Annotated in this window: 21 protein-coding genes and 1 riboswitch; of the genes, 16 read left to right on the forward strand and 5 right to left on the reverse strand. The window is 41.7% G+C overall.

Annotated elements, in window-relative coordinates; all coding sequences use genetic code 11:
- Window positions 1–3 precede the first annotated feature (3 nt).
- Both NSQ11_RS02530 and NSQ11_RS02535 read right to left on the reverse strand, forming a co-directional pair.
- Complete coding sequence (locus NSQ11_RS02530; RefSeq protein ID WP_072368454.1) at window positions 4–1281, reverse strand: Nramp family divalent metal transporter; 1278 nt, start codon at window positions 1279–1281, stop codon at window positions 4–6.
- A gap of 229 nt (window positions 1282–1510) precedes the next feature.
- A complete protein-coding gene (locus NSQ11_RS02535) occupies window positions 1511–1771 on the reverse strand; it encodes a GlsB/YeaQ/YmgE family stress response membrane protein (RefSeq protein WP_003214275.1) in 261 nt (86 codons plus the stop codon).
- A gap of 163 nt (window positions 1772–1934) precedes the next feature.
- Here NSQ11_RS02535 and NSQ11_RS02540 point away from each other — a divergent pair, with 163 nt between their 5' ends.
- Entirely contained in the window at window positions 1935–2765 is an 831-nt protein-coding gene (locus NSQ11_RS02540) for an EcsC family protein (RefSeq protein WP_052320361.1), read from the forward strand.
- A 26-nt stretch (window positions 2766–2791) separates the two neighbouring features.
- On the opposite strand, the gene NSQ11_RS02545 is transcribed toward NSQ11_RS02540, so the two are convergent.
- Window positions 2792–3889 (reverse strand): TRAP transporter substrate-binding protein, encoded by a 1098-nt coding sequence (locus NSQ11_RS02545; RefSeq protein WP_048002364.1) that lies wholly within the window; start codon window positions 3887–3889, stop codon window positions 2792–2794.
- A gap of 82 nt (window positions 3890–3971) precedes the next feature.
- Between NSQ11_RS02545 and NSQ11_RS02550 the strand changes: the two genes are divergently transcribed.
- From NSQ11_RS02550 to NSQ11_RS02585, 8 genes are all read left to right on the forward strand, one after another.
- Window positions 3972–5576 carry a sensor histidine kinase gene (locus NSQ11_RS02550; protein ID WP_162837050.1) on the forward strand — a complete coding sequence of 535 codons (1605 nt, stop codon included), beginning with the start codon at window positions 3972–3974 and terminating at the stop codon, window positions 5574–5576.
- The gene (locus NSQ11_RS02555; protein ID WP_017366653.1) at window positions 5573–6256 is read left to right on the forward strand and encodes a response regulator; all 684 of its coding nucleotides are present in this window, start codon (window positions 5573–5575) and stop codon (window positions 6254–6256) included. The genes NSQ11_RS02550 and NSQ11_RS02555 overlap by 4 nt, the downstream gene beginning before the upstream one ends.
- Before the next feature lie 124 nt (window positions 6257–6380).
- A complete protein-coding gene (dctP, locus tag NSQ11_RS02560; protein ID WP_007496516.1) occupies window positions 6381–7649 on the forward strand; it encodes a C4-dicarboxylate transporter DctP in 1269 nt (422 codons plus the stop codon).
- 209 nt (window positions 7650–7858) lie between these two features.
- Window positions 7859–8881 (forward strand): AI-2E family transporter, encoded by a 1023-nt coding sequence (locus tag NSQ11_RS02565; RefSeq protein ID WP_007496515.1) that lies wholly within the window; start codon window positions 7859–7861, stop codon window positions 8879–8881.
- Between the two features lie 63 nt (window positions 8882–8944).
- Window positions 8945–9078: riboswitch (cyclic di-AMP (ydaO/yuaA leader) on the forward strand.
- A 77-nt stretch (window positions 9079–9155) separates the two neighbouring features.
- On the forward strand, window positions 9156–10397 hold the full coding sequence (locus NSQ11_RS02570) for a dicarboxylate/amino acid:cation symporter (RefSeq protein WP_164999017.1): 1242 nt from the start codon (window positions 9156–9158) through the stop codon (window positions 10395–10397).
- A 126-nt stretch (window positions 10398–10523) separates the two neighbouring features.
- On the forward strand, window positions 10524–11450 hold the full coding sequence (locus NSQ11_RS02575) for an ABC transporter ATP-binding protein (protein WP_250027022.1): 927 nt from the start codon (window positions 10524–10526) through the stop codon (window positions 11448–11450).
- The gene (locus NSQ11_RS02580) at window positions 11428–12195 is read left to right on the forward strand and encodes an ABC transporter permease (protein WP_342501247.1); all 768 of its coding nucleotides are present in this window, start codon (window positions 11428–11430) and stop codon (window positions 12193–12195) included. Before NSQ11_RS02575 ends, NSQ11_RS02580 begins: the two co-directional genes overlap by 23 nt.
- Before the next feature lie 117 nt (window positions 12196–12312).
- A complete protein-coding gene (locus NSQ11_RS02585) occupies window positions 12313–12648 on the forward strand; it encodes a hypothetical protein (RefSeq protein WP_017366657.1) in 336 nt (111 codons plus the stop codon).
- Between the two features lie 98 nt (window positions 12649–12746).
- Here the strand turns inward: NSQ11_RS02585 and fbpB are convergent, their stop codons facing one another.
- The gene (fbpB, locus tag NSQ11_RS02590) at window positions 12747–12896 is read right to left on the reverse strand and encodes a Fur-regulated basic protein FbpB (RefSeq protein WP_017366658.1); all 150 of its coding nucleotides are present in this window, start codon (window positions 12894–12896) and stop codon (window positions 12747–12749) included.
- Window positions 12897–13236: 340 nt separating this feature from the next.
- Complete coding sequence (locus tag NSQ11_RS02595) at window positions 13237–13557, reverse strand: thioredoxin family protein (protein ID WP_008346934.1); 321 nt, start codon at window positions 13555–13557, stop codon at window positions 13237–13239.
- Window positions 13558–13750: 193 nt separating this feature from the next.
- Between NSQ11_RS02595 and NSQ11_RS02600 the strand changes: the two genes are divergently transcribed.
- From NSQ11_RS02600 to NSQ11_RS02630, 7 genes are all read left to right on the forward strand, one after another.
- Window positions 13751–14833, forward strand: coding sequence for a D-alanine--D-alanine ligase (locus tag NSQ11_RS02600; protein WP_007496503.1), 1083 nt, complete (start codon window positions 13751–13753; stop codon window positions 14831–14833).
- Window positions 14834–14914: 81 nt separating this feature from the next.
- Complete coding sequence (murF, locus tag NSQ11_RS02605) at window positions 14915–16279, forward strand: UDP-N-acetylmuramoyl-tripeptide--D-alanyl-D-alanine ligase (RefSeq protein WP_342501248.1); 1365 nt, start codon at window positions 14915–14917, stop codon at window positions 16277–16279.
- 26 nt (window positions 16280–16305) lie between these two features.
- Window positions 16306–17004 carry an alpha/beta fold hydrolase gene (locus NSQ11_RS02610; RefSeq protein WP_017366660.1) on the forward strand — a complete coding sequence of 233 codons (699 nt, stop codon included), beginning with the start codon at window positions 16306–16308 and terminating at the stop codon, window positions 17002–17004.
- 120 nt (window positions 17005–17124) lie between these two features.
- Complete coding sequence (locus NSQ11_RS02615; protein WP_017366661.1) at window positions 17125–17463, forward strand: hypothetical protein; 339 nt, start codon at window positions 17125–17127, stop codon at window positions 17461–17463.
- A 166-nt stretch (window positions 17464–17629) separates the two neighbouring features.
- Window positions 17630–19120 (forward strand): DEAD/DEAH box helicase, encoded by a 1491-nt coding sequence (locus NSQ11_RS02620; RefSeq protein ID WP_017358400.1) that lies wholly within the window; start codon window positions 17630–17632, stop codon window positions 19118–19120.
- 110 nt (window positions 19121–19230) lie between these two features.
- The gene (locus NSQ11_RS02625) at window positions 19231–19710 is read left to right on the forward strand and encodes a PH domain-containing protein (protein WP_008346922.1); all 480 of its coding nucleotides are present in this window, start codon (window positions 19231–19233) and stop codon (window positions 19708–19710) included.
- Window positions 19700–21196, forward strand: coding sequence for a PH domain-containing protein (locus NSQ11_RS02630; protein ID WP_342501249.1), 1497 nt, complete (start codon window positions 19700–19702; stop codon window positions 21194–21196). Before NSQ11_RS02625 ends, NSQ11_RS02630 begins: the two co-directional genes overlap by 11 nt.
- Window positions 21197–21234: the final 38 nt, after the last annotated feature.

The raw sequence follows: 21234 nt of genomic DNA on the forward strand, positions 1-21234 counted from the left end.
CTTTTACATAAACGTATCCACAATTAAAAACAGATTAAGTGCGACAACAAGAGCTGCTATCACCCAAGATATTCCTGTCACCCAGCGAGCATTCGTCAAATCGCCCATAATTCGTTTTTTACTTGTAAACAAAATGAGCGGAATTAAAGCAAACGCAATGCCAAAGGATAAGACCACTTGACTCATCACAAGCGCAGATGTCGGATTGACCCCAGATGCAATGATCGCAATAGGGGGAATGATGGTAATAAGCCGGCGGACATACAGCGGAATTCGGTACTGAATAAAACCTTGCATGATAATATCGCCTGACAGTGTACCGACAGAAGAACTGGAAAGTCCGGCTACAAGCAGACCTACACCAAATAAGATCGCTGATACAGGACCTGCGAGAGTGCCAAAATGCTGAAATGCTACATCTAAATCCTCAACAAAAAGACCATTTTTAAAAAATAAAGCAGCTGCTACAATCAACATGCTGGCATTGATGGCGCCAGCAACGATCATCGCAATGAGGATGTCTAAAAACTCAAAACGAAAAATCAGCTTTTTCTCTTTTTCCGTTCTGCCGACGACTCTTCTTTGCGTTAAGGCTGAATGGAGATAGATCGCATGCGGCATCACCGTAGCGCCTAAAATACCAGCGGCAAGCAGTACGCTGTCTGTCCCTTCAAACCTTGGAATGAACAGTCCACCGGCGACACTTGCAAGATCAGGTTTAGCCACAAAGGTTTGTACAGCGAAAGCAATCACGACAACAAACAGCATGCCGGTAATTCCTGCTTCTAACGCTCGATAACCTCGTCTTTGGAGCTCTAAAATGGCAAAAGAACCGATCGCTGCAATAATCGATGCTTCAAGCAGCGGGATACGAAAGAGTAAGTATAAACCAAGGGCAGCCCCGATAAATTCGGCTAAATCTGTGGCGATAATGACGAGCTCGCCCTGAATCCATAAACCAATCGAGACTGGTTTTGGAAACTCTTCTCGAGCAATTTCAGGTAAATTTTTCCCTGTTGCGATTCCAAGCTTTGCAGACAAAGACTGGATGAGTAAGGCCATGAGATTGGATATGAGAATGACCCATAACAGAAGATAGCCATATTTCGAGCCAGCCGCAATGTTGGTCGCAAAGTTTCCTGGATCAATATAGGCAATGGCTGCGATAAAAGCAGGCCCGAGAAAAGGAAGGAGCCTTCTAAAACCCTTCACCTTTCCTTCAAGTGCACGCTCCGCTGCCACTGACATGTGGGCTTGTGCCTCGATGTATTTGTTTGTCATATGTCATCACCTAGATTCTACAAAGTTTTGCTTTGGCACAAAAAGTTTCCTCGATGCAATTTTTAATCATCATATGCCCATCTTCATGAAAAGTCAACTATCTGAACTAATAGGTTTGTTTATCATATGTAAGTGAAAAAAATAGATACCTTGTCAATCAAAACATAAAAAACACCGCCTCTTATCTTAGGCGGTGCATCCTCTGCTTCCTCTTCTTTTCTATCGTTTTTTAAGAAACCCTTGATCCAACGCTGCGGAAGATCAGGCTTAAAATAATGACAAAAATGGCTGCTCCTAAGATCGCTGGAATGATCGCAAATCCTGCCAGACTAGGACCCCACGTTCCAAGTAATCCATGACCAATCCAAGCACCTGCAAGCCCGGCAATCATTGAACCGATCCAGCCTCCTGGTACACTGCCTCCAGCGAGTGCACTCCCAATGAGACCAATGACAATCGCCACAACTAATGAAATCAGAAATCCTAACATGTTGATCACTCCTCTTTTGTTTGTTTATTGTTTACTAAGCAATAACCGTTTTAAAAGAGATTAAAACCTTTCGGAACCACTTCAATGTTCGATACGTATGATGGACAAGGATTGTGTATAATAACAGACATATACTTGAACGGCATCTAAGGAGGCAAATCGCATGGAGGAAAGAGAGTGGTTAAAAGCACAATTAAAAGAGATTGAAAAGTGGGAGAAAGACCAGCAAAAGGTATGGTTTTGGGAGAAACTTAGCCGGCTTCCATTTCAAATGCTGGACAAGCTGACCCCTGCCTTTATTCAAAAAAAAATCGGTGTGTTATTAGATGAGATGGGGCACTATATTCAATCAGGCGGTGTCTATTTGACGTCAGAGAAAGGCATTATTCATCAATTTCAAAAGAAATGTGCCGATGAATCGATTTCGCGTATTGAAGATATTGAGGCGGCTCCGATCGAGGTCATGGATGCCATTAGTGATCAGATGGGGAAAAACCGAACAAACCTCGCCACTGTGCAAGGTGCGACGACAGGTGTCGGAGGTATGTTTACATTAGCGGCAGATATTCCGGCTGTCCTCGGTCTCTCTTTAAAAACATTACAGGATATCGCCGTCACCTATGGCTATGATCCGAAAAATAAAGAAGAACGAGTCTTTATCATTAAATGTTTACAGTTGAATTCTGCTGACGTTGTTGGGAAAAAATCAATATTAAAAGAGCTGAAGAGCTATCATGCATCAGAAGGGAAGCACGAAAACATGATCTCTCAAATTCAAGGATGGCGTGAGGTCGTATATAACTATCGTGATTCGTTTGGCTGGAAGAAGCTGTTTCAACTTGTCCCAATTGCGGGGATTTTGTTTGGTGCAGCGTCCAACCGCTCACAGTTAAAAGGAATTGCCGAAACAGGCATCATGCAATATCGAAAGCGCAGAATATTATCAAGATTAGAGGAGCTCGCTCAGCAAGAACAGCGTGACTCCGGCGCATAAAAAAATCCCTCTCTCAAAGGGATTTTTTATTTGGCCTCAGCATCTTCTTCAAACGCTTGAATCGGAGAATATTCATAGCGTGCCCGGAGCTCGCGGATTTGTTTGATCAAGGTGGAACCGATGATCCTTTCTGCTTCATCATACAAAGGATCGAGCGCTTTCATCCATTTTTGCCGCTCTGCTGGTGTTAATTCGTGTATGGCAATTGGAGATTCGCGTTTAATTTCCTCCAGTTGATCCTTGTTCATTTGTTCGGCATGTTTTTCGTTCCATGCCGTTGTTTCTTCCATCGCTTCGAGTAAAATTCGCTTCGTCTCAGGTGTTTGACGATCAAAAAAGGATTGATCTGTTAAGACGACATACCCTAAATACCCGTGATTACTGATCGTCATATAGTCTTGTATATGATAGAATTTTTTTGAATAAATATTTGAAATTGTATTTTCTTCACCGTCCACTTTTTTTGTTTCTAGCAGCTGAAACGTTGAATTAAACGATTCCTGATAGGGTTTTGCGCCAAGTAACTCGAATTGTTTTTCAATCATGTCACTTTGCATAATACGGAGAGATTGCTTTTTTAAATCACTAGGCTGCTTGATTGGGCCTTTATTCGAAGTGATTTGCTTAAAGCCATTTGTCCAGTAGGCCATTCCCTTTAGTCCATCTTTTTGCAGTGTGCCGAACAGTCTCTGTCCAATCGCACCATGTAACCCTTCTTGGACAGCATCGTAGTTAGAAAAGGCAAAGGGCAGATCAAGTGCCAGCCATTCAGGGGACAGCATGCCGAGCTTTGACGTAGACGGAGCAATAAATTGAACTTGATTCTCTTTTAGTGCATTAATTTCTTCGATATCAGAATAAAGACTCCCGTTTGAAAAGATTTGAATGCTGATCTTGCCGTCGGATTTTTCATGAACAAGCTCAGCAAATTTCTTTGCAGCCAGCCCTTTTGGGGTATTATCTGCGACAACATGGCTGAATTTGAACACAAGCTGATCCTTCAGCCCAGTCTGTTCATCGTCGAAGGTCGTCGCTGATTTAGGCATCATATGATAAAAACCAAAGTATAAAGCGGTTACAAAACCGATGATGAGCAATAGCGTATAGGCGAGTAAATTCTTCATGCGTCAGATCCCCCTTATGTCAAGGATACTTGACAGAGGAAGAATTCGTAAAGATACAGGTGAAAAAATGATGAGAAATCGACTGAAATTACAACAATTATCTATTAGATGGAAGCTCACCATCCTCACATATTTCGTTGTCATTTTTGCCCTTTTAATCGGAGGAATTGTTCTGGTCGGGGGAATTCAGCAAACAGAGGAACGAGAACTTCGAAAAAGGCTCATGAACACGGCAAGAACAGTAGCTGAGATGAATGAGGTAAAGCAGGCATTGGATGATCAGACAAAGGAGCGTGCGCGGTTACAGCATGCCATTGAAGAGATTCGGATTATCCAAGATGCTGACTACATTGTTGTCATGGATATGGATCACGTGCGATTGACACATCCAGTAAAAACGAGGATTGGCCAGCGCTCTGAGGGGACAGATGAAGAACCTGCCTTTGCAGAGCATATCTATTTCTCAGAAGCACAGGGAGAGCTTGGCACAGCCATTAGAGCTTTTTATCCAGTAAAGGATGAAAAATTTAACCAAACAGGGGTTGTACTAGTCGGAAGAACATTGCCGAGTATGGCAGATATATTAGGAGAAATGAAGCAGGATATCCTCATGATCCTTCTGCTCACACTCAGCTTCGGGCTTGTCGGTTCATTTTTGCTCGCCCGTCATATTAAACAGCAAATGTTTAAGCTAGAGCCGCATGAGATTGTCAGAATGCTAGAGGAACGCACCGCTACCTTTCATTCCATTAATGAAGGGGTCATTGCCATTGATAACCAGCACATGATCACCATTTTTAATGAAAAAGCAAAGCAAATTTTCAGCGTGACAGGTGATGTAGTGGGCCGAAATATTTGGGATGTGCTGTCAGATACAAGGCTTCCAGAAATCATTGACCGCGCAGAACCCGTCTACAATGAAGAAATTCATATGAGCGGAAAGCGGATCATGAGCAGCCGAATTCCAATTGTGATGAAAAAGAAAATCATCGGAGCGGTTGCGATTTTTCAGGACCGGACAGAGGCGGCCAAATTGGCGGAGGAATTAACCGGGGTGAAGAACTTCGTTGATGGCCTGCGGGTGCAAAATCATGAACATATGAATAAGCTTCATACAATTGCGGGATTAATTCAGCTGGGGAAAGCCGATCAAGCGCTCGATTTAGCGTTTCAAACGACCGAAGAACAGGAGCATGTGACGGACTTTCTCCACCGTGTAATACAGCATGATGCAGTTGCAGGTTTATTGATGAGCAAGATAAGAAGGGGCAAGGAGCTAGGCATAAAGGTTGAAGTAGATGAAAATAGCAGTCTGCGCGATTTCCCAGAGCGGCTGGATCAGCATGATATGACGAAGCTACTTGGCAACCTGATCGAGAATGCCTTTGCCGCGTATGATACTGTAGAAAGAGACACAAAACTCATTTCTATTAGTATTGATCAAACAGAGGATGTCCTCGCGATCTTAATTGAAGATTATGGTTCTGGAATAGAAGAGGACATGATTCCTCATATTTTCGACAAAGGCTTTACTCACGGTAAAGAAGGCGGAACAGGCTACGGACTGTATATTGTAAAAACGATTATCGACAAAGGAATGGGAAATGTAGAAGTCACATCAAGCATCGGCATTGGTACCACCTTCTCAATCGAATTCCCAATGACAATAGAGGAGAGAGACAGATGACTCAGATTAAGGTGCTATTAATTGAAGATGACCCGATGGTGCAAGAAGTCAATAGAGAGTTCATTAAGAGTGTCCCTGGCTTTCAAGTTGCGGCTGTAGCAGGAAATGGCGAGCAGGGCATCCAGCTCATCAAAGACATTCGCCCAGATCTTGTGGTGCTCGATGTGTATATGCCTAAAAAAGATGGCGTCAAAACACTGCAAGACATCAGAAAGCAAAAGATGCAGGTGGATGTGATTGTGATTTCGGCAGCAAAGGACAAAGAGACGATCGGCACCATGCTTCAAAATGGTGCCCGAGATTATATCATTAAGCCATTTAAGTTCGAACGGATGAAAGAATCTCTTGAAAGCTATAAAGCGTTCAAATCAAAAATTCGTACCGCAGCAGAATTTTCTCAAGAGATGCTCGATGATATCATACGAAAGCCTGCAGTTAAGCAGGAAGAGACATGGCTTCCTAAGGGGCTGAATGTGCATACGATGAATGAAATTAAAGCCTATATGCGTCTGCAAGAAGGAGCGCAGTCTGCAGAGGAAGTTGCCAATGCACTTGGGATTGCACGTGTCACAGCACGCCGTTATTTAGACTTCCTTGTAAAAGAAGGCGAGCTGAAATTAGATATGCAATATGGCGGGGTCGGACGCCCTGTGAACAAATATATCGTACATTCTGACTAAGAGACCAAAAAGACCAAAATGTACGATATGTCCATAAGCTTCACAGCCTATGATGAAATCGCTATCATTTACCTACAGATAACAGTTAAGCGTTTACATCAAAGGGTGAGGGAGTTGATTTTTTATGAAGAGGCTATTGAAGAACCTGACATTTCAGGTCATTGCAGCTGTCATTATCGGGATTATTGTTGGGATGGTTTGGCCAAACGTCGGGAAAGAAATGAAGCCGCTTGGTGACACATTTATTAATGCAGTGAAAATGGTCATTGCACCCATTATTTTCTTAACCATTGTTCTTGGAATTGCCAAGATGGGGGACATGAAAAAGGTTGGAAAAGTTGGGGGAAAAGCTTTTATCTATTTTGAAGTTGTGACGACGCTTGCGCTTGTCATCGGACTGTTTGTGGTCAATATCATGAAGCCGGGAGCAGGTCTTGACTATAGTAAGCTTGAAAAAGGGGATGTCTCGCAATATACCCAAAATGGAGGACAGGGTATCGACTGGATGGAGTTTGTCACACACATTGTGCCATCTAACATGGTAGATGCCTTTGCAAAGGGAGATATTTTACAGGTCTTATTCTTCTCTATTTTATTCGGTGTTGCGCTCGCTGCACTTGGCGAGAAGGGGAAAGGCATCATCGAATGGCTTGATAAGCTGTCGCTTGTCTTCTTTAAAATCATTGGTTACATTATGCGTGCCGCGCCATTAGGGGCATTTGGAGCAATGGCTTATACAATCGGACACTTCGGTTTAGCTTCAATTAAACCACTGGCTAGTCTAATGCTTTCCGTTTATATGACGATGTTCCTGTTTATTTTCGTCGTGCTGAACATCATTTGTAAAATGTATGGCTTCAGCCTGTTCGGTTACCTCCGTTTTATCAAAGATGAAATTTTAATTGTTCTTGGCACAAGTTCTTCAGAATCTGTCCTGCCAAGAATGATGGATAAAATGGAACGCTACGGGTGCTCTAAGTCGGTTGTTGGACTTGTCATCCCGACAGGCTATTCCTTTAATTTAGATGGAACCTCAATCTACTTGTCCATGGCCGTGGTCTTCTTAGCGCAAGTGTTTGGGGTGGACCTATCCATCGGACAGCAAATCACGATTATCCTTGTTCTGATGCTCACATCAAAAGGAGCAGCTGGAGTCACAGGAAGCGGATTTATCGTGCTAGCTTCTACACTTGCTGCACTTCAGGTTATCCCGCTAGAAGGTCTTGCACTGCTATTAGGGGTCGACCGTTTCATGAGTGAAGGAAGAGCGATTACGAACCTGATTGGAAATGGAATTGCTACAATTGTTGTAGCGAAAAGTGAAGGGGAATTTGACGAAGCGAAGAGTAAAACAGCGCTTCAGGAAATGCGAAATATCAAGCAGGCTGTTTAGTATAAAAACAACCAAAAACCGAAACCTTATGTCTACATGGGGTTCGGTTTTTTCTTGTGTAAAAAAAGAAAAAACATAAAAGCTTGATTAATTTAGGACGAATCGTAAGACCTCATTGACCTTTTGTTATATAATTTACAGAAAGATCCGATATAATGAATATGAGATCCAACGAAAAATAGACTTTAGTCCTGGCAGGTGTGTAACGTATGGCGGCATTTTTTAAATTGTTCGAAAAACCTGGTGTCAAGAGGTTTTCAGTATTTGTAGTATTAGCCACAGCATTATATCTATTAAGAGGAATGATGAATTTAATCCTCCTGACCTTCATTTTCACTTTTTTAATGAACCGGTTAGAAGAGGTCATAAGAGGCTTTTTAAATCGCTTCCTGAAAATAGGACAGAAATCAGTCATCACCATTTTGTACATCCTTCTAGCTGGTGGATTGACGTTTGGCGGCTTTGTGTTTGTGCCCATCATTGCTAAACAGGTGGAACAGTTATTTCATTTAGGGAAAAAGATTGCAGATCATCCACAAGATTTACCCTTCTTTGACGTCGTCACCAATGTGTTCGGAGATTTCAAAATATCTTCTTTCTTCGAGAAAGGGTTTAATTTCCTCTATACATACTTAACAGATTTCAGCACGTTCAGTATCCAGGTCATTATGTCCTTAATATTAAGCATGTTCTTCCTGTTCGAAAAGGAACGCCTCATTCAATTCATGAATAAGTTCAAAACGAGTAAAATCTCCGTGTTCTATCATGAAATTGCCTTCTTTGGACGTAAGTTTTCCAGAACATTTGGTAAGGTACTTGAAGCACAGTTCATCATTGCAACAGTTAACTGTGTCTTAACGACAATTGCGCTTGGCATTATGGGCTTTCCGCAATTATTTGGATTAGCGGTCATGGTCTTCTTGTTAGGTTTAATTCCGGTAGCGGGTGTGGTCATCTCCCTCGTTCCACTCAGCATCATTGCGTATACACTTGGAGGCGGAATGTACGTCCTATATATTGTGCTGGTGATCGTGATCATCCATGCCATTGAAGCCTACTTCTTAAATCCGAAGCTCATGTCAGCTAAAACAGAGCTCCCTATTTTCTTCACGTTTATTGTCCTGATCTTTTCTGAACACTATATTGGCATTTGGGGACTGATTATCGGCATCCCAATCTTTGTGTTTATCTTAGATATCTTGGAGGTCACGAATAAGGAAGAAAGTAATTAAAAAGTTCATATGAACCTGTTTACAATTTTCTAAAAATAAGGTATAAATAGTATGAAAATATCATATTACCACACGCTTAATCCTTCTAAAGGAATGGGGGACCCAAGTTTTTGGGGTGAATTTTTCTTATTTAAGAAAAAAGGACATCTCTTCGTCCTAACCCGTCAGCTAACCTCATCAGCGTGAAGAGAGTAGACAGTGGTACACGTATGGACACGCAGGCCCACGAGAAGACTCTCTCGTGGGCCTTTTTGACGAGGAAGGGGAGATTTTATTGAAGCTTGCGACGAAAATTATTATTGCTTTAATTGTAGGTGCAATCACAGGACTACTGCTCAACATTTTTGCTCCAAATGTATTCAAAGTGTTAGACCCTTATCTATTTACACCTCTAGGTCAAATCTTCTTAAACCTGATTAAAATGTTAGTTGTACCGATTGTCTTCTTTTCGATCACACTTGGTGTAGCAGGCCTTGGCGATCCGAAAAAACTTGGCAGAATCGGCGTAAAAACCATTACTTACTTTCTACTCACTACGACTTTTGCCATCATTATTGGCATTTCATTGGCCTTACTTATTAAGCCAGGCGCATTTGGCAATTTTGATACGAAAGCGGCAGAATACTCCGCTGAGGAAGCCCCATCAATGGCAGACACACTACTCAATATTATTCCAACCAATCCAGTCCAATCTCTAGTTGAAGGAAATATGCTTCAAATTATCGTCTTCTGTGTATTTTTAGGTCTTGGCATTGCCTTGCTCGGTAAAAAAACAGAAGGTTTGCTGAAGCTGTTTGAACAAGGAAATGAATTAATGATGTATCTTGTCGGTGTTGTGATGAAATTCGCACCGTACGGGACATTCGGTTTGATCGCAACGGCGATTGGCAGTCAGGGGCTCGATGCCATGAAAGCGATGGGACTTTACTTCTCAGTCGTCTTAATTGCGCTGATCTTGCATTTCTTCCTGACCTATGGGTCAACCGTTGCCCTATTAGCTAAACGAAATCCAATGGCATTCTTCAAAGCATTTTCTCCAGCGATGGTTGTGGCATTTAGTACATCAAGCAGTAACGCAGTACTGCCAGTATCAATGGAAACAGCTCAAAAGCGTTTGAAGGTGCCAGAACCTATTTCAAGCTTTGTGCAGCCGCTAGGTGCGACCATTAATATGGATGGTACAGCGATCATGCAAGGGGTTGCGACTATTTTTATCGCACAAGTGTATGGAGTTGAATTAACCCTTGTTCAAATGCTGACAGTTGTCTTAACAGCAGTACTAGCAAGTATTGGCACAGCAGGTGTCCCAGGGGTAGGGCTCATCATGCTAGCCATGGTTTTAAATTCCGTGAATCTTCCTGTTGAGGGCATTGCGCTGATCCTTGGCATAGACCGCTTATTAGACATGGCAAGAACCGTGGTCAATATTACAGGTGACGCAGCATGTGCGGTGATTGTTTCTGAAACCGAAAAGAAACATGAGAAGGAAGCACCAACACCTAATTTATCACTTTAACAACAAGAAGGGCTGACTGGATCAGCCCTTTTTTTCGTGGAACGGCTTGTCTAGCGTGATATACTTTTTACAGGATGAGCGGCCGTAACTGCCGCCATAGGTTTTACATTAGAAGGAGGAACCACTTTGCAGTCTGCTGTTTTACACATAGAGAACGTCGATAAACAAATTGGCCGGCATCAAATTTTGCAACATATTTCGATGGACATTAGGCAAGGGGAAATTGTCGGTTTACTTGGACCAAATGGGTCTGGAAAAACGACCTTGATTCGATTGATCGTTGGCTTGATGAAAAAAAACAACGGCCGGATCATCATAAATGGATATTCTCAAGATGATGATCATCAAAAGGCGATGTCATCTGTTGGGGCGATCATAGAAAATCCGGAATTTTATTCATATTTAACAGGTTTTGAAAACCTTGAGCTGTATGCGTCTATGCATGATGGAGTTTCAGAAGAGCGCATTCTTGAAGTGGTAAAAAGAGTTCGTCTGGAGCACGCCATTCACCAGAAGGTCAAAACGTATTCACTAGGGATGAAACAAAGGCTCGGGATTGCACAAGCCATTTTGCATAAGCCCAATTTGCTCATTTTAGATGAACCAACAAATGGGCTTGATCCCGCAGGAATGAAGGAGTTTCGAGAGCACTTGCAACTGCTTGTACAAGAAGAAGGTGTCTCTGTGTTATTTGCTACACATCTTTTGCATGAAGTAGAAGAGCTTTGTGACCGTATGATCATCATCCAAAAAGGACAGATCAAAGCCAATACAAACCTTCGCGACATGGAAGGGAAAGAGCAGGTACTGATGAATATTCAGCCAGTAGAAAAGGCAGTTTCATGGCTAGATACGCAAGGATATACATATGAACAAAGGGATCAGCATGTGCTGGTTCAACTGAATAAAGACCGTGTGCCGGAGCTGAATAAACAGCTTGTCTTAGCAGAATTTGATGTACTTGAAATGACGCCTCAAAAACAATCAATTGAAGAGGCCTTTATGAAATGGACGGAAGGTGGGACGGTAGATGCTTCAACTCATCAAGAATGAACATAAAAAAATCACGAGACAAAAGATCACATTCATTGCACTTGGACTGATTGTTGTCTTTCAATTGACGATGGCTCTAGCATTGAAACGAGTCATTTCCGGGCTTGGCGGGCAAGGTACAGTCGCGAACTATTTTGCTTATTCCACGAATGTTGTGTTTATTTTACAAGTGTTCGCTGTCGTGATTGGCGCCACATTGATCTCAACAGAGTTTCAAAAAAGAACCATCAAGTTCTTGTTGATCCGGCCGAAGACAAGGCTTCATATTTTCTTGGCAAAATACATCACTCTTGTGCTGATGGTCCTTTACCTGTTTGTTTTTTATTATGTGTTCGCTTTTCTTTTTGGCCTTATTTTCTTTGGTACTGATTTTGATGAAAGCACTGGGCGATTATTTCTGCACACATTTGCTGTGATTGGATCACAGTGGGTGGAAGTGGTCATGATGGCAAGCTTTGCTTTTCTGTGCTCAAGTTTGTTTAGAAACAGTCTGATTGCACTTGTGACTTCATTTTTCGTCTTATACGCGGCGAAATCATTAGTGTCGATCATGTCTCTGTTAGAAAATCAGTGGGGGAAGATTCTACTTTTCGCTAATACGGACTTCACACAATACAGTTTTCAAGGTCCGCCGCTCTTTCAGGGCATGAGCCCTCTTTTTTCGCTATTCATTGTAGGGGCACATTTCGTTTTCTTTGTTGGTGCTGCTTGGCTCCTTTTTTGGAAGCGTGATGTAAATGTGTAAAAATTGTGTCAAATAACAAGAAAAATTCGTGACATCTTTGTGAAAACGAGTCTGTATTTCACGATAACCGGCTGATTTTGTCTTATAATAAGACAGAGTCATGGAGGTGGCACTATCGTGAAAAATTTTATTACGGCTTTACCTATTTTGTTGCTGTTGTCGTTTTCGTTTGTGTCTTTTGCCTTCCAGTTTGATCATCTTGTTTATTTCAGACTAGCGCTAGGGATCTTTTCATTAGCGGGTCTTTTCTTTCTGTATACACTTAAAAGAAACATGAAATGGTTCATGGTCTATTTATATGCGAGCTGGATCGTTCTTGCTGCCGTTACGACATTTGAAGAACCCGTGTTTTCACAATTCTTCTTCGGTGGTTTAACGATGACAATGGGTTATCTAACATATATGCTCATCTATTTAGGAATGAAACAAGACCGTGTAGCGAAATCACATTAAAACAAAAGCCGATAAAATCGAAGAATAGATTTTATCGGCTTTTTCTTTTCTTCAGGCAAATAAAAAAGCAGCCATCTATTTGACTGCTCTTCTTGTGTTTATGATTCACGTCCAGCAGCGGCAAGCTGCTTCTGGTGCTTTTTGTCGATGGTTGCGTATATACTTTCCATCATCTTAGGGTCTCGCATGATCGCTTCCTTGTTTTCTTCAATCAATTGCTGATACGTTTTGATTTTCTTCTTAGACATGTAACTCAACGCTCCTTTGGTAGAATGGATTCTATAAGATTTCACACAGATGAAATTGATAATCATTTTCAATTAGCAACTCCATTATACAAAGCAGAATGTCATAAGTAAAGATTCAATTCAGAAAATTCACGTAACCGACATATTCCCATCCATATCGACGATGAATTCTTTCCCAGGAAATAATCCGCTGTCAAACCTTGTCATGAAATCAGATCAAACATTCCCTGCCGATGTTGAAACGTTTTAGCCGCACATCTCGTCTTATGAAGAGATTTGATTTAAAAGGATATAAAAAAAGACACCAGCATGAGTTGGCTGATGTCTCCATTCAAATGAGTTATGAAACGTGTTCTTGAAGAAACTCTGTTACTTCTTCAGGTGATTTAGCGTTGGCACTGTGTAAATGACCTGTTTTTTCGCCATTTTTGAAAATTAACAGGCTAGGAATTCCCATGACCTGATACGTTTCCGCTAACTCAGGAAAGTCGTCTTTGTTTATTTCAAACCATTCATTCTGAGCATAAGCCTCTAAGATGTCTGGAATGAACATGTCCATTCTAGTGCAATCAGGGCACCATGTCGCAAAGAATTTAACGATGACCTCTTTGTCTGATTGAATGATTTCGTTGAATTGTTCAGTGCTTGTAATTTTTTTCAATTTGTCACAACTCCTTTTCAATGTCATTTTGTCATTTTAATATAAAATAAAGGCGAATGACATACAAATGCTCGGGGGGGCGCTTACAATCTTTACAAATCATTTCAATTCCGTAACAACAAAAATTAATTAGAGCATTTTTGCTTGAAAGTGATAAGATAGTAAAGATGAATTTTAGTGGGGGGAGTATCCATTGAAAATAAGTTTAGGATTGGTTTACGGCGGAAAGTCAGCCGAACATAATGTATCACTGCAAACAGCCCTTGCAGTTACAAAAGCACTTAACACTGAGAAGTTCGATATACATCCAATTTATATTACAGAAGAGGGCGAATGGCTAAGAGGAGAAAAACTCACTGAACCAGTATCAAACGTCAAAATGCTTCAATTTGAACAAAATGCAAAGACGTTTTTACCAACTTCTTTAAATGAAAGCATGTTTCCACAGCCTGCAGCAGCTGATGAAAAGATTGATGTTGTCTTTCCATTGCTACATGGGCCAAATGGTGAAGATGGGACCATGCAAGGGTTACTTGAACTATTGAATATCCCGTATGTTGGTAACGGCGTTCTCGCGTCTGCTGCGGGTATGGATAAAGTCATGATGAAAGATGTGTTTGCTCAAGCTGGACTTGCGCAGGCAAAGCACCTTTCCTTCAATAAAAAGGATTATGAGAAAGCCATATCAGACAGTCTAGAACAGGTAGAAGCAGTTCTCGGGTATCCTTGTTTTGTGAAACCTGCCAACATGGGATCAAGTGTCGGAATTAGTAAATGCCGCAGCAAAGAAGAGCTGCAAACAGCATTTGATTTGGCTTTCCAATATGATCGTCGTGTTGTTGTGGAAGAAGGCGTTGTAGGACGAGAAATTGAAATTGGTGTATTAGGAAATGACGAGCCGAAATGCTCAGTTGTTGGTGAAATTGCACCTAAAACAGATTTTTATGACTACAAAGCAAAATATGAAGATGGCGATACAGATTTGATCATTCCTGCGAGTGTGTCAGAGGAAGAGTACAAGACGATTCATGATATGGCGATTAAGGCATTTAAAGCCATTGATGGATCTGGCCTCGTACGTGCAGATTTCTTCCTAACAGAAGAAGGCGAAGTGCTGATCAATGAAGTGAATACAATGCCAGGGTTCACACCTTTTAGTATGTTCCCGCTGCTTTGGAAACATACTGGTGTAGAGTATCCTGAGCTGATTGAGAAGCTGGTGTCACTTGCAATTGAGCGCCATCAAGAAAAACAAACCATTAAAACCACTTTTTAATGTAAGAAGCAAGCAGACACTATCCTACAGGTAGTGTCTCTTTTCCTTCAAACGTGAAATGAGAAAGAGAGGCGAAAAAACATGATCAAACGTACAGTGAAACAAGTCGCCCAAATGGCTGGTGGCACATTATCGAATGAAGCTTTTGGCGAAGAACAGATACACGGAGTGACAACAGATACACGAAAAGTATCAAAAGGCGCACTATTTATCCCGCTTATCGGGGAACATTTTAACGGTCACACTTTTGCTTCAAAAGCAGTGGAGCTTGGAGCGGCAGCGGTTCTTTGGAATGAAACAGAAGCGATCCCACCATCCGGTGTACCTGTCATTCTTGTAGAGGATACTCTGACAGCACTCCAACAGCTTGCGAAATCATACTTAAAAGAGGAAAACCCTCGAGTTGTCGGTATTACTGGAAGTAATGGCAAAACAACGACGAAAGACATGATCCATTCTGTCCTACAAACGACATACAGAGTCCATAAAACAGATGGCAACTTTAATAATCATATTGGACTTCCACTGACCATCCTTGCAATGCCAGAAAAAACAGAGATTGCTGTATTAGAGATGGGCATGAGTGCAAAAGGAGAAATCGAATTTTTATCTAATCTCGCTGAACCTGATGCAGCTGTCATCACCAATATTGGAGAATCTCATATGCAGGATCTAGGATCAAGAGAAGCCATTGCAGATGCAAAATGTGAGATCACAAAAGGGTTAAAAGAGGATGGGACTTTTTATTATTTAGGAGACGAGCCTTTACTCCGCCAAAGAGCAAATGCCCTTGCACGTAGCGTGAAAACATTTGGGGAATCAGAGGACTGTGATATCAAGGTGATTCACATCCACCAACTCGCTGAAGGCACTGAATTTCAAGTGGAGGGATATGCTCAAGGGTTTCTCATTCCTGTATTAGGGAAACACAATGTAAAGAATGCTCTTGCAGCTATTGCAATCGGCCAGCATTTCGGTCTGAATGAAAGGCAAATTGCCCAAGGGCTAATGCAAACGAAATTGACAGGCATGCGTTTAGAACTGTTTAAAACAGATAAGGGCATCACGGTTATCAACGATGCGTATAATGCGAGTCCTACGTCGATGAAGGCAGCGATTGATCTTGTAGGAGATATGGATGGCTTTGCTAACCGCATACTCGTTCTCGGAGATATGCTGGAGATGGGCAGTGAAGAAGAAACCTATCATTTTGAAGTAGGGGAGTACATCAAGCCTGAGTTTATTGATCATGTTTTAACGTTTGGCCGTCTTGGCGCATTCATTGCTGAAGGAGCAAAGAAAGCATTTGGAGACGACCGTGTATCTTCTTATATGGACAAAGAAGAACTGAAGAAAAAACTAGCGGATGTGGCAGGACCTGACGATGTCGTTCTGGTCAAAGCTTCCCGTGGCATGAGATTGGAAGACGTGATTACTGCACTATAAATCAGATCGGCAAAGAAGGTGACAGGGTGATTGGCTGTCTATGTATACACGGTTTTACTGGTGCCCCGTATGAAGTAGAGCCGCTTGCGGAATATTTAAAGCAGACGACAGATTGGACGGTACAATCTGTCACGCTTCCGGGGCATGGGGAGGAACTTCAGCTCAAAGGCATTCTCTATCAGGAGTGGATTGCCACCGCTGAATTAGAACTCTTATCCCTTTACCGAACATGTGACACCATTTATTTGGTCGGCTTTTCTATGGGCGGGATGATTGCCTCATATTTAGCAGCGAAGTATCCAGTGGCCCGTCTTGTTCTGTTAAGTGCTGCTGCTAAATATGTTAACCCAAAACAAATGATTCAAGACACAAGGCAGATGGTGAAGGAATCCTTGTCTGGTTTGATTGATACGAACCCATTGTATGATCGATATCGTCATAAGCTGAAGAGTACACCGCTATCAGCTGCTGTAGAATTTATGAAATTGGTGAAGCAAACGAAAGGTTCTCTTGAAAAGCTTCATCTACCTGTCTTGATCGTTCAAGGTGAAAGCGATGGGATCGTCCCCGCTTCTAGTGCAGAATTCATTTATCATAAAATCCCGTCCCGTCAGAAAGAAATGTTCTATTTACCGGATTGTAAACATCACGTTTGTCATGAGCCTTGTGCACAGCAATTGTTTGAGAAAGTCGAACAATTTCTAAAAAAACAATTTAATCTATAGAAAAGCTAAAATGTGGCTAAACTAATATAAATTGAATCCCACTTGTTAAAATTTGCATCATTTTTGTCGAATGAGTGACAGGCCTATGTTACAATAGGTAAGAAAAGGTGGTCGATTCGGTTGTTTCAATATGACGGAAAAACCTTTGTCCCGCAGTCTAATTCGAGCAATGGGGAAGTATCGGAAGGAACCATATTTCAATATCGTCAGGACGGGAATATTTTAACGGGCACATATCAAGGCGGCAGTATTCAATCTGGCGTACTTGTAGGAACTGTGAATAAAGACGGAGCACTTCATTTTAGATATCATCATGTAAGTAAGGATGGCAGCATGAGAAGCGGTTCATGTCATTCCACCCCTAAGCAGCTGGATAACGGGAAAATCCAACTGTTTGAAAAGTGGAAATGGATGGACGGAGATCAAAGTGAAGGTGAATCAGTCATTGTCGAGCAGTAGATATATCCATTTCTGTCTTGTTGAAAAACAAATAGTGTAATGGTAAGATATAAGGTAGGGTAATTCGGGCTTTGTATATAATGGACCTGTCCTTTCATACAAAGGGCAGTTTTTAATGATCATTCACGAGATTACTGAAACAGCAATTAGAAGGAGTTTGAATAAATTGACTATAACGTTTCAAGATTTTCAATTAAGCGAAAGTCTCATGAAAGCTATTAACCGCATGGGATTTGAAGAAGCAACACCGATTCAAGCAGAAACGATTCCTCTCGGTCTTCAGAATAAAGATGTCATCGGACAAGCACAAACAGGAACAGGAAAAACTGCAGCATTTGGTATTCCTCTTGTAGAAAAAATCGATCCAGCGTCTCCTAACATCCAAGCGATCATCATTGCGCCAACAAGAGAATTAGCGATTCAAGTATCTGAAGAGCTATACAAAATCGGCCAAGACAAGCGTGCGCGCGTACTTCCAATTTACGGTGGACAAGATATCGGCCGTCAAATCCGTTCGCTCAAGAAAAATCCTCATATCATTGTAGGAACTCCAGGACGTTTACTTGATCACATTAATCGTCGCACAATGCGTCTTCAAAATGTTGAAACAGTCGTGCTTGATGAAGCAGACGAAATGCTCAACATGGGTTTCATCGAAGACATTGAAGCGATCCTTTCAAATGTACCAAGTGAACACCAAACACTTTTATTCTCTGCGACAATGCCTGCACCAATTAAGCGTATTGCAGAGCGTTTCATGACAAACCCAGAACATGTAAAAGTAAAAGCGAAAGAAATGACTGTATCTAACATCCAGCAGTTCTACTTGGATATTCACGAGCGTAAGAAGTTCGATACATTGACTCGTCTTCTTGACATTCAATCACCAGAGCTTTCAATTGTTTTCGGCCGTACAAAGCGCCGCGTTGACGAATTGACTGAAGCATTAAACCTTAGAGGTTATACAGCTGAAGGAATTCATGGTGACTTGACTCAGGCGAAACGTATGGTTGCGCTTCGTAAATTTAAAGAAGGTTCAATCGATGTGCTTGTCGCAACAGACGTTGCAGCACGTGGACTTGATATCTCAGGTGTTACACATGTGTATAACTTCGACGTACCACAAGATCCAGAAAGCTATGTACACCGTATTGGACGTACAGGCCGTGCTGGACGTACAGGTATGGCGATGACATTCATCACACCACGTGAAAAAGATATGCTTCGTGCGATTGAGCAAACGACTAAGCGTAAAATGGATCGTATGAAAGAACCAACTCTAGACGAGGCAATTGAAGGACAACAACAAGTCACAGTTGACCGTCTACGCACAATCATTAGTGAAAACAACTTGAACTTCTACATGACAGCAGCTGCTGAATTGTTAGAAGATCATGATTCTGTTACAGTGGTTGCGGCTGCCATCAAAATGATGACAAAAGAGCCGGATGCAACGCCTGTTCGTTTGACAGATGAAGCACCAATGATTTCAAAACGCAATCGTAACAACCGCAGCTCTTCTAAACGCAGAGACGGCGGCGGTGGTGGCGGCTATCGCGGAAAAAGCCGTTCATCTTACGGTGATAAAAAGCGTTCTTCAAATGACCGCAATCGTTCTTCTAACGATCGTCGTCAAAAGAAATCTTATAACAACTAATTCAAAAGCGAATCCTTTGCAGGGTTCGCTTTTTTTAACAGTCCTAATGAAACTTTTTAGGCTTTCTTTCGTAATATATTGATAGAAAAGTAAGAGAATGGGGGAAGAATGTGAGAAAACAGCCGCAACGTCAAATCAGCTTAAATGGATTAAAAGTATGGCGTCTTCAAAATGGAATTATCTCATTGATTTTCTTATTCATCATCATTGGGGTATTTGTAGCTAGTTATTATTTTCAATGGCCATATTGGATTGGAGCCATCCTCATCGGTTTGTGGATTTTACAGGTCATCTTCGGAATCTGGCTCATACCGAAAATCCGCCATCACATCTGGCGCTATGAAGTATTTGAGAACGAAATTGAAATACAGCACGGATTGATTCGTGTCACACGTGTCATTGTGCCAATGGTACGTGTTCAGCATGTGGATACATCTCAAGGGCCGCTTTTAAGGCGCTACCGGTTGGCATCTGTTCAAATTTCTACGGCTGCGACAGTGCATGATATTCCGGCACTGGAATTAGAAGAGGCAGATGAGCTTCGCGATTACATATCTCGATTAGCAAGGGTGACGGAAGATGATGTCTGAACCAAAACGTGTACATCCAATCTCGATGTTCATTGATTTTATATCAGATGCCGTATCCATGATCAAAAACTTCATTATCCCTTTTTTCGTGCTTATTTTTGTGAACTCGAATTCAAGTATTCGTTTTTATGCGTTCATTATTCTTGGGGTGCTTCTTTTATGGAAAGCTGTTTCAACCGTTTTAGCATGGAGACGATTCACCTACCGAATGGAAGACGATGAATTTCGAGTAGAATCAGGTGTCATCACCAAAAAGAAAAAGTATATCTCGTTAGAACGAATTCAAACGGTGAATACAAGTGAAGGCATCTTCCAGCGTATTTTCGGTTTGGTTCGGGTGCAAATCGAAACGGCAGGCGGGACGGATGGACCTGAAGTGAGCCTGACGGCCATTACAAAAGCAGAAGCTGAACAATTAAAGCAATCGATTTTCAACCGGAAGAAAAGCTTGCAACAAGAAGAAATGAATGACGAAAATTTAGATCTCCCTGATCCTCTGACAGCGCAACAGCCTGTAGAAAAAGAAATCAGTGTTTCCTACCGAATGGGTATACCTGAGTTGCTTTTGGCTGCGACCACTTCAAGCGGAATCGGCGTCATTATTTCTGGGTGTCTCGCCATTTACACACAAATAGATGAAATTCTGCCTTTGGACGGATTCCTCAAACGGTTTTCTTTTTTAAGTCATGCGAGTGTTGAGATTTATGCGATTCTCATATTTATTGCCGTATTGATTGCTTGGATTCTTAGTGTTGGGGTAACAGCCCTTCAATATGCGAATTTTACCGCAAAACGAAAAGGGAAAGACATCATCATCACAAGAGGACTCATCGAAAGGCATCAAATGACCATTCCGCTTGCGAGAATTCAAGCAGTGAAAATCAAAGAAAATATTCTGCGTGAACCATTTGGTTTTGCGACGGTCATGCTTGTCAGCGCAGGAGGTTCCATTACAGAAAAAGAGACCTCTTCTGTCTTTTTTCCACTCATACGGAAGAAAAAAATCAATGAATTGTTAACGCAATTTACAGATCAATATCTGCTGGCACCAGAAAGTGATTTGAAAAAAGTGCCGAAGCGTTCACTGAAACGTTATCTGATATCTTACGGATTTGTTCCATTACTTGTAGGTATAATCCTTTCTGTACGTTTTCCACCATGGGGGTATTTGGCGCTGATTCCATTACCATTTGCCTTGTTCTTTGGGTATTTAGCCTATAAACAATCAGGATATGTGATCAAAGATCAACTAATTCAATTAACGACAAGAGGTATCGGCAAGACCACCGGAATTGTTTTAAGAAAACGAATGCAAAACTATACGATGACCCAATCCTATTTTCAAAAGAAAGGGCGGGTGGCAAGTATTCACACCTTTGTGAAGTCCTCTGCCTTGCTTGATTCCTTTGGTGTGCATCACCTTGAAGAGGAAGATGCTGAACGTGTATGCGATTGGTATTCCTATGAAACGAATCAATCAACTTAAACAAAAAATGTCGATCAGCTCCCGTTAAACGGAGTGAT

Origin of the sequence: Bacillus sp. FSL W7-1582 (genome assembly GCF_038593325.1) — a bacterium.
GTDB lineage: Bacteria > Bacillota > Bacilli > Bacillales > Bacillaceae > Bacillus > Bacillus altitudinis.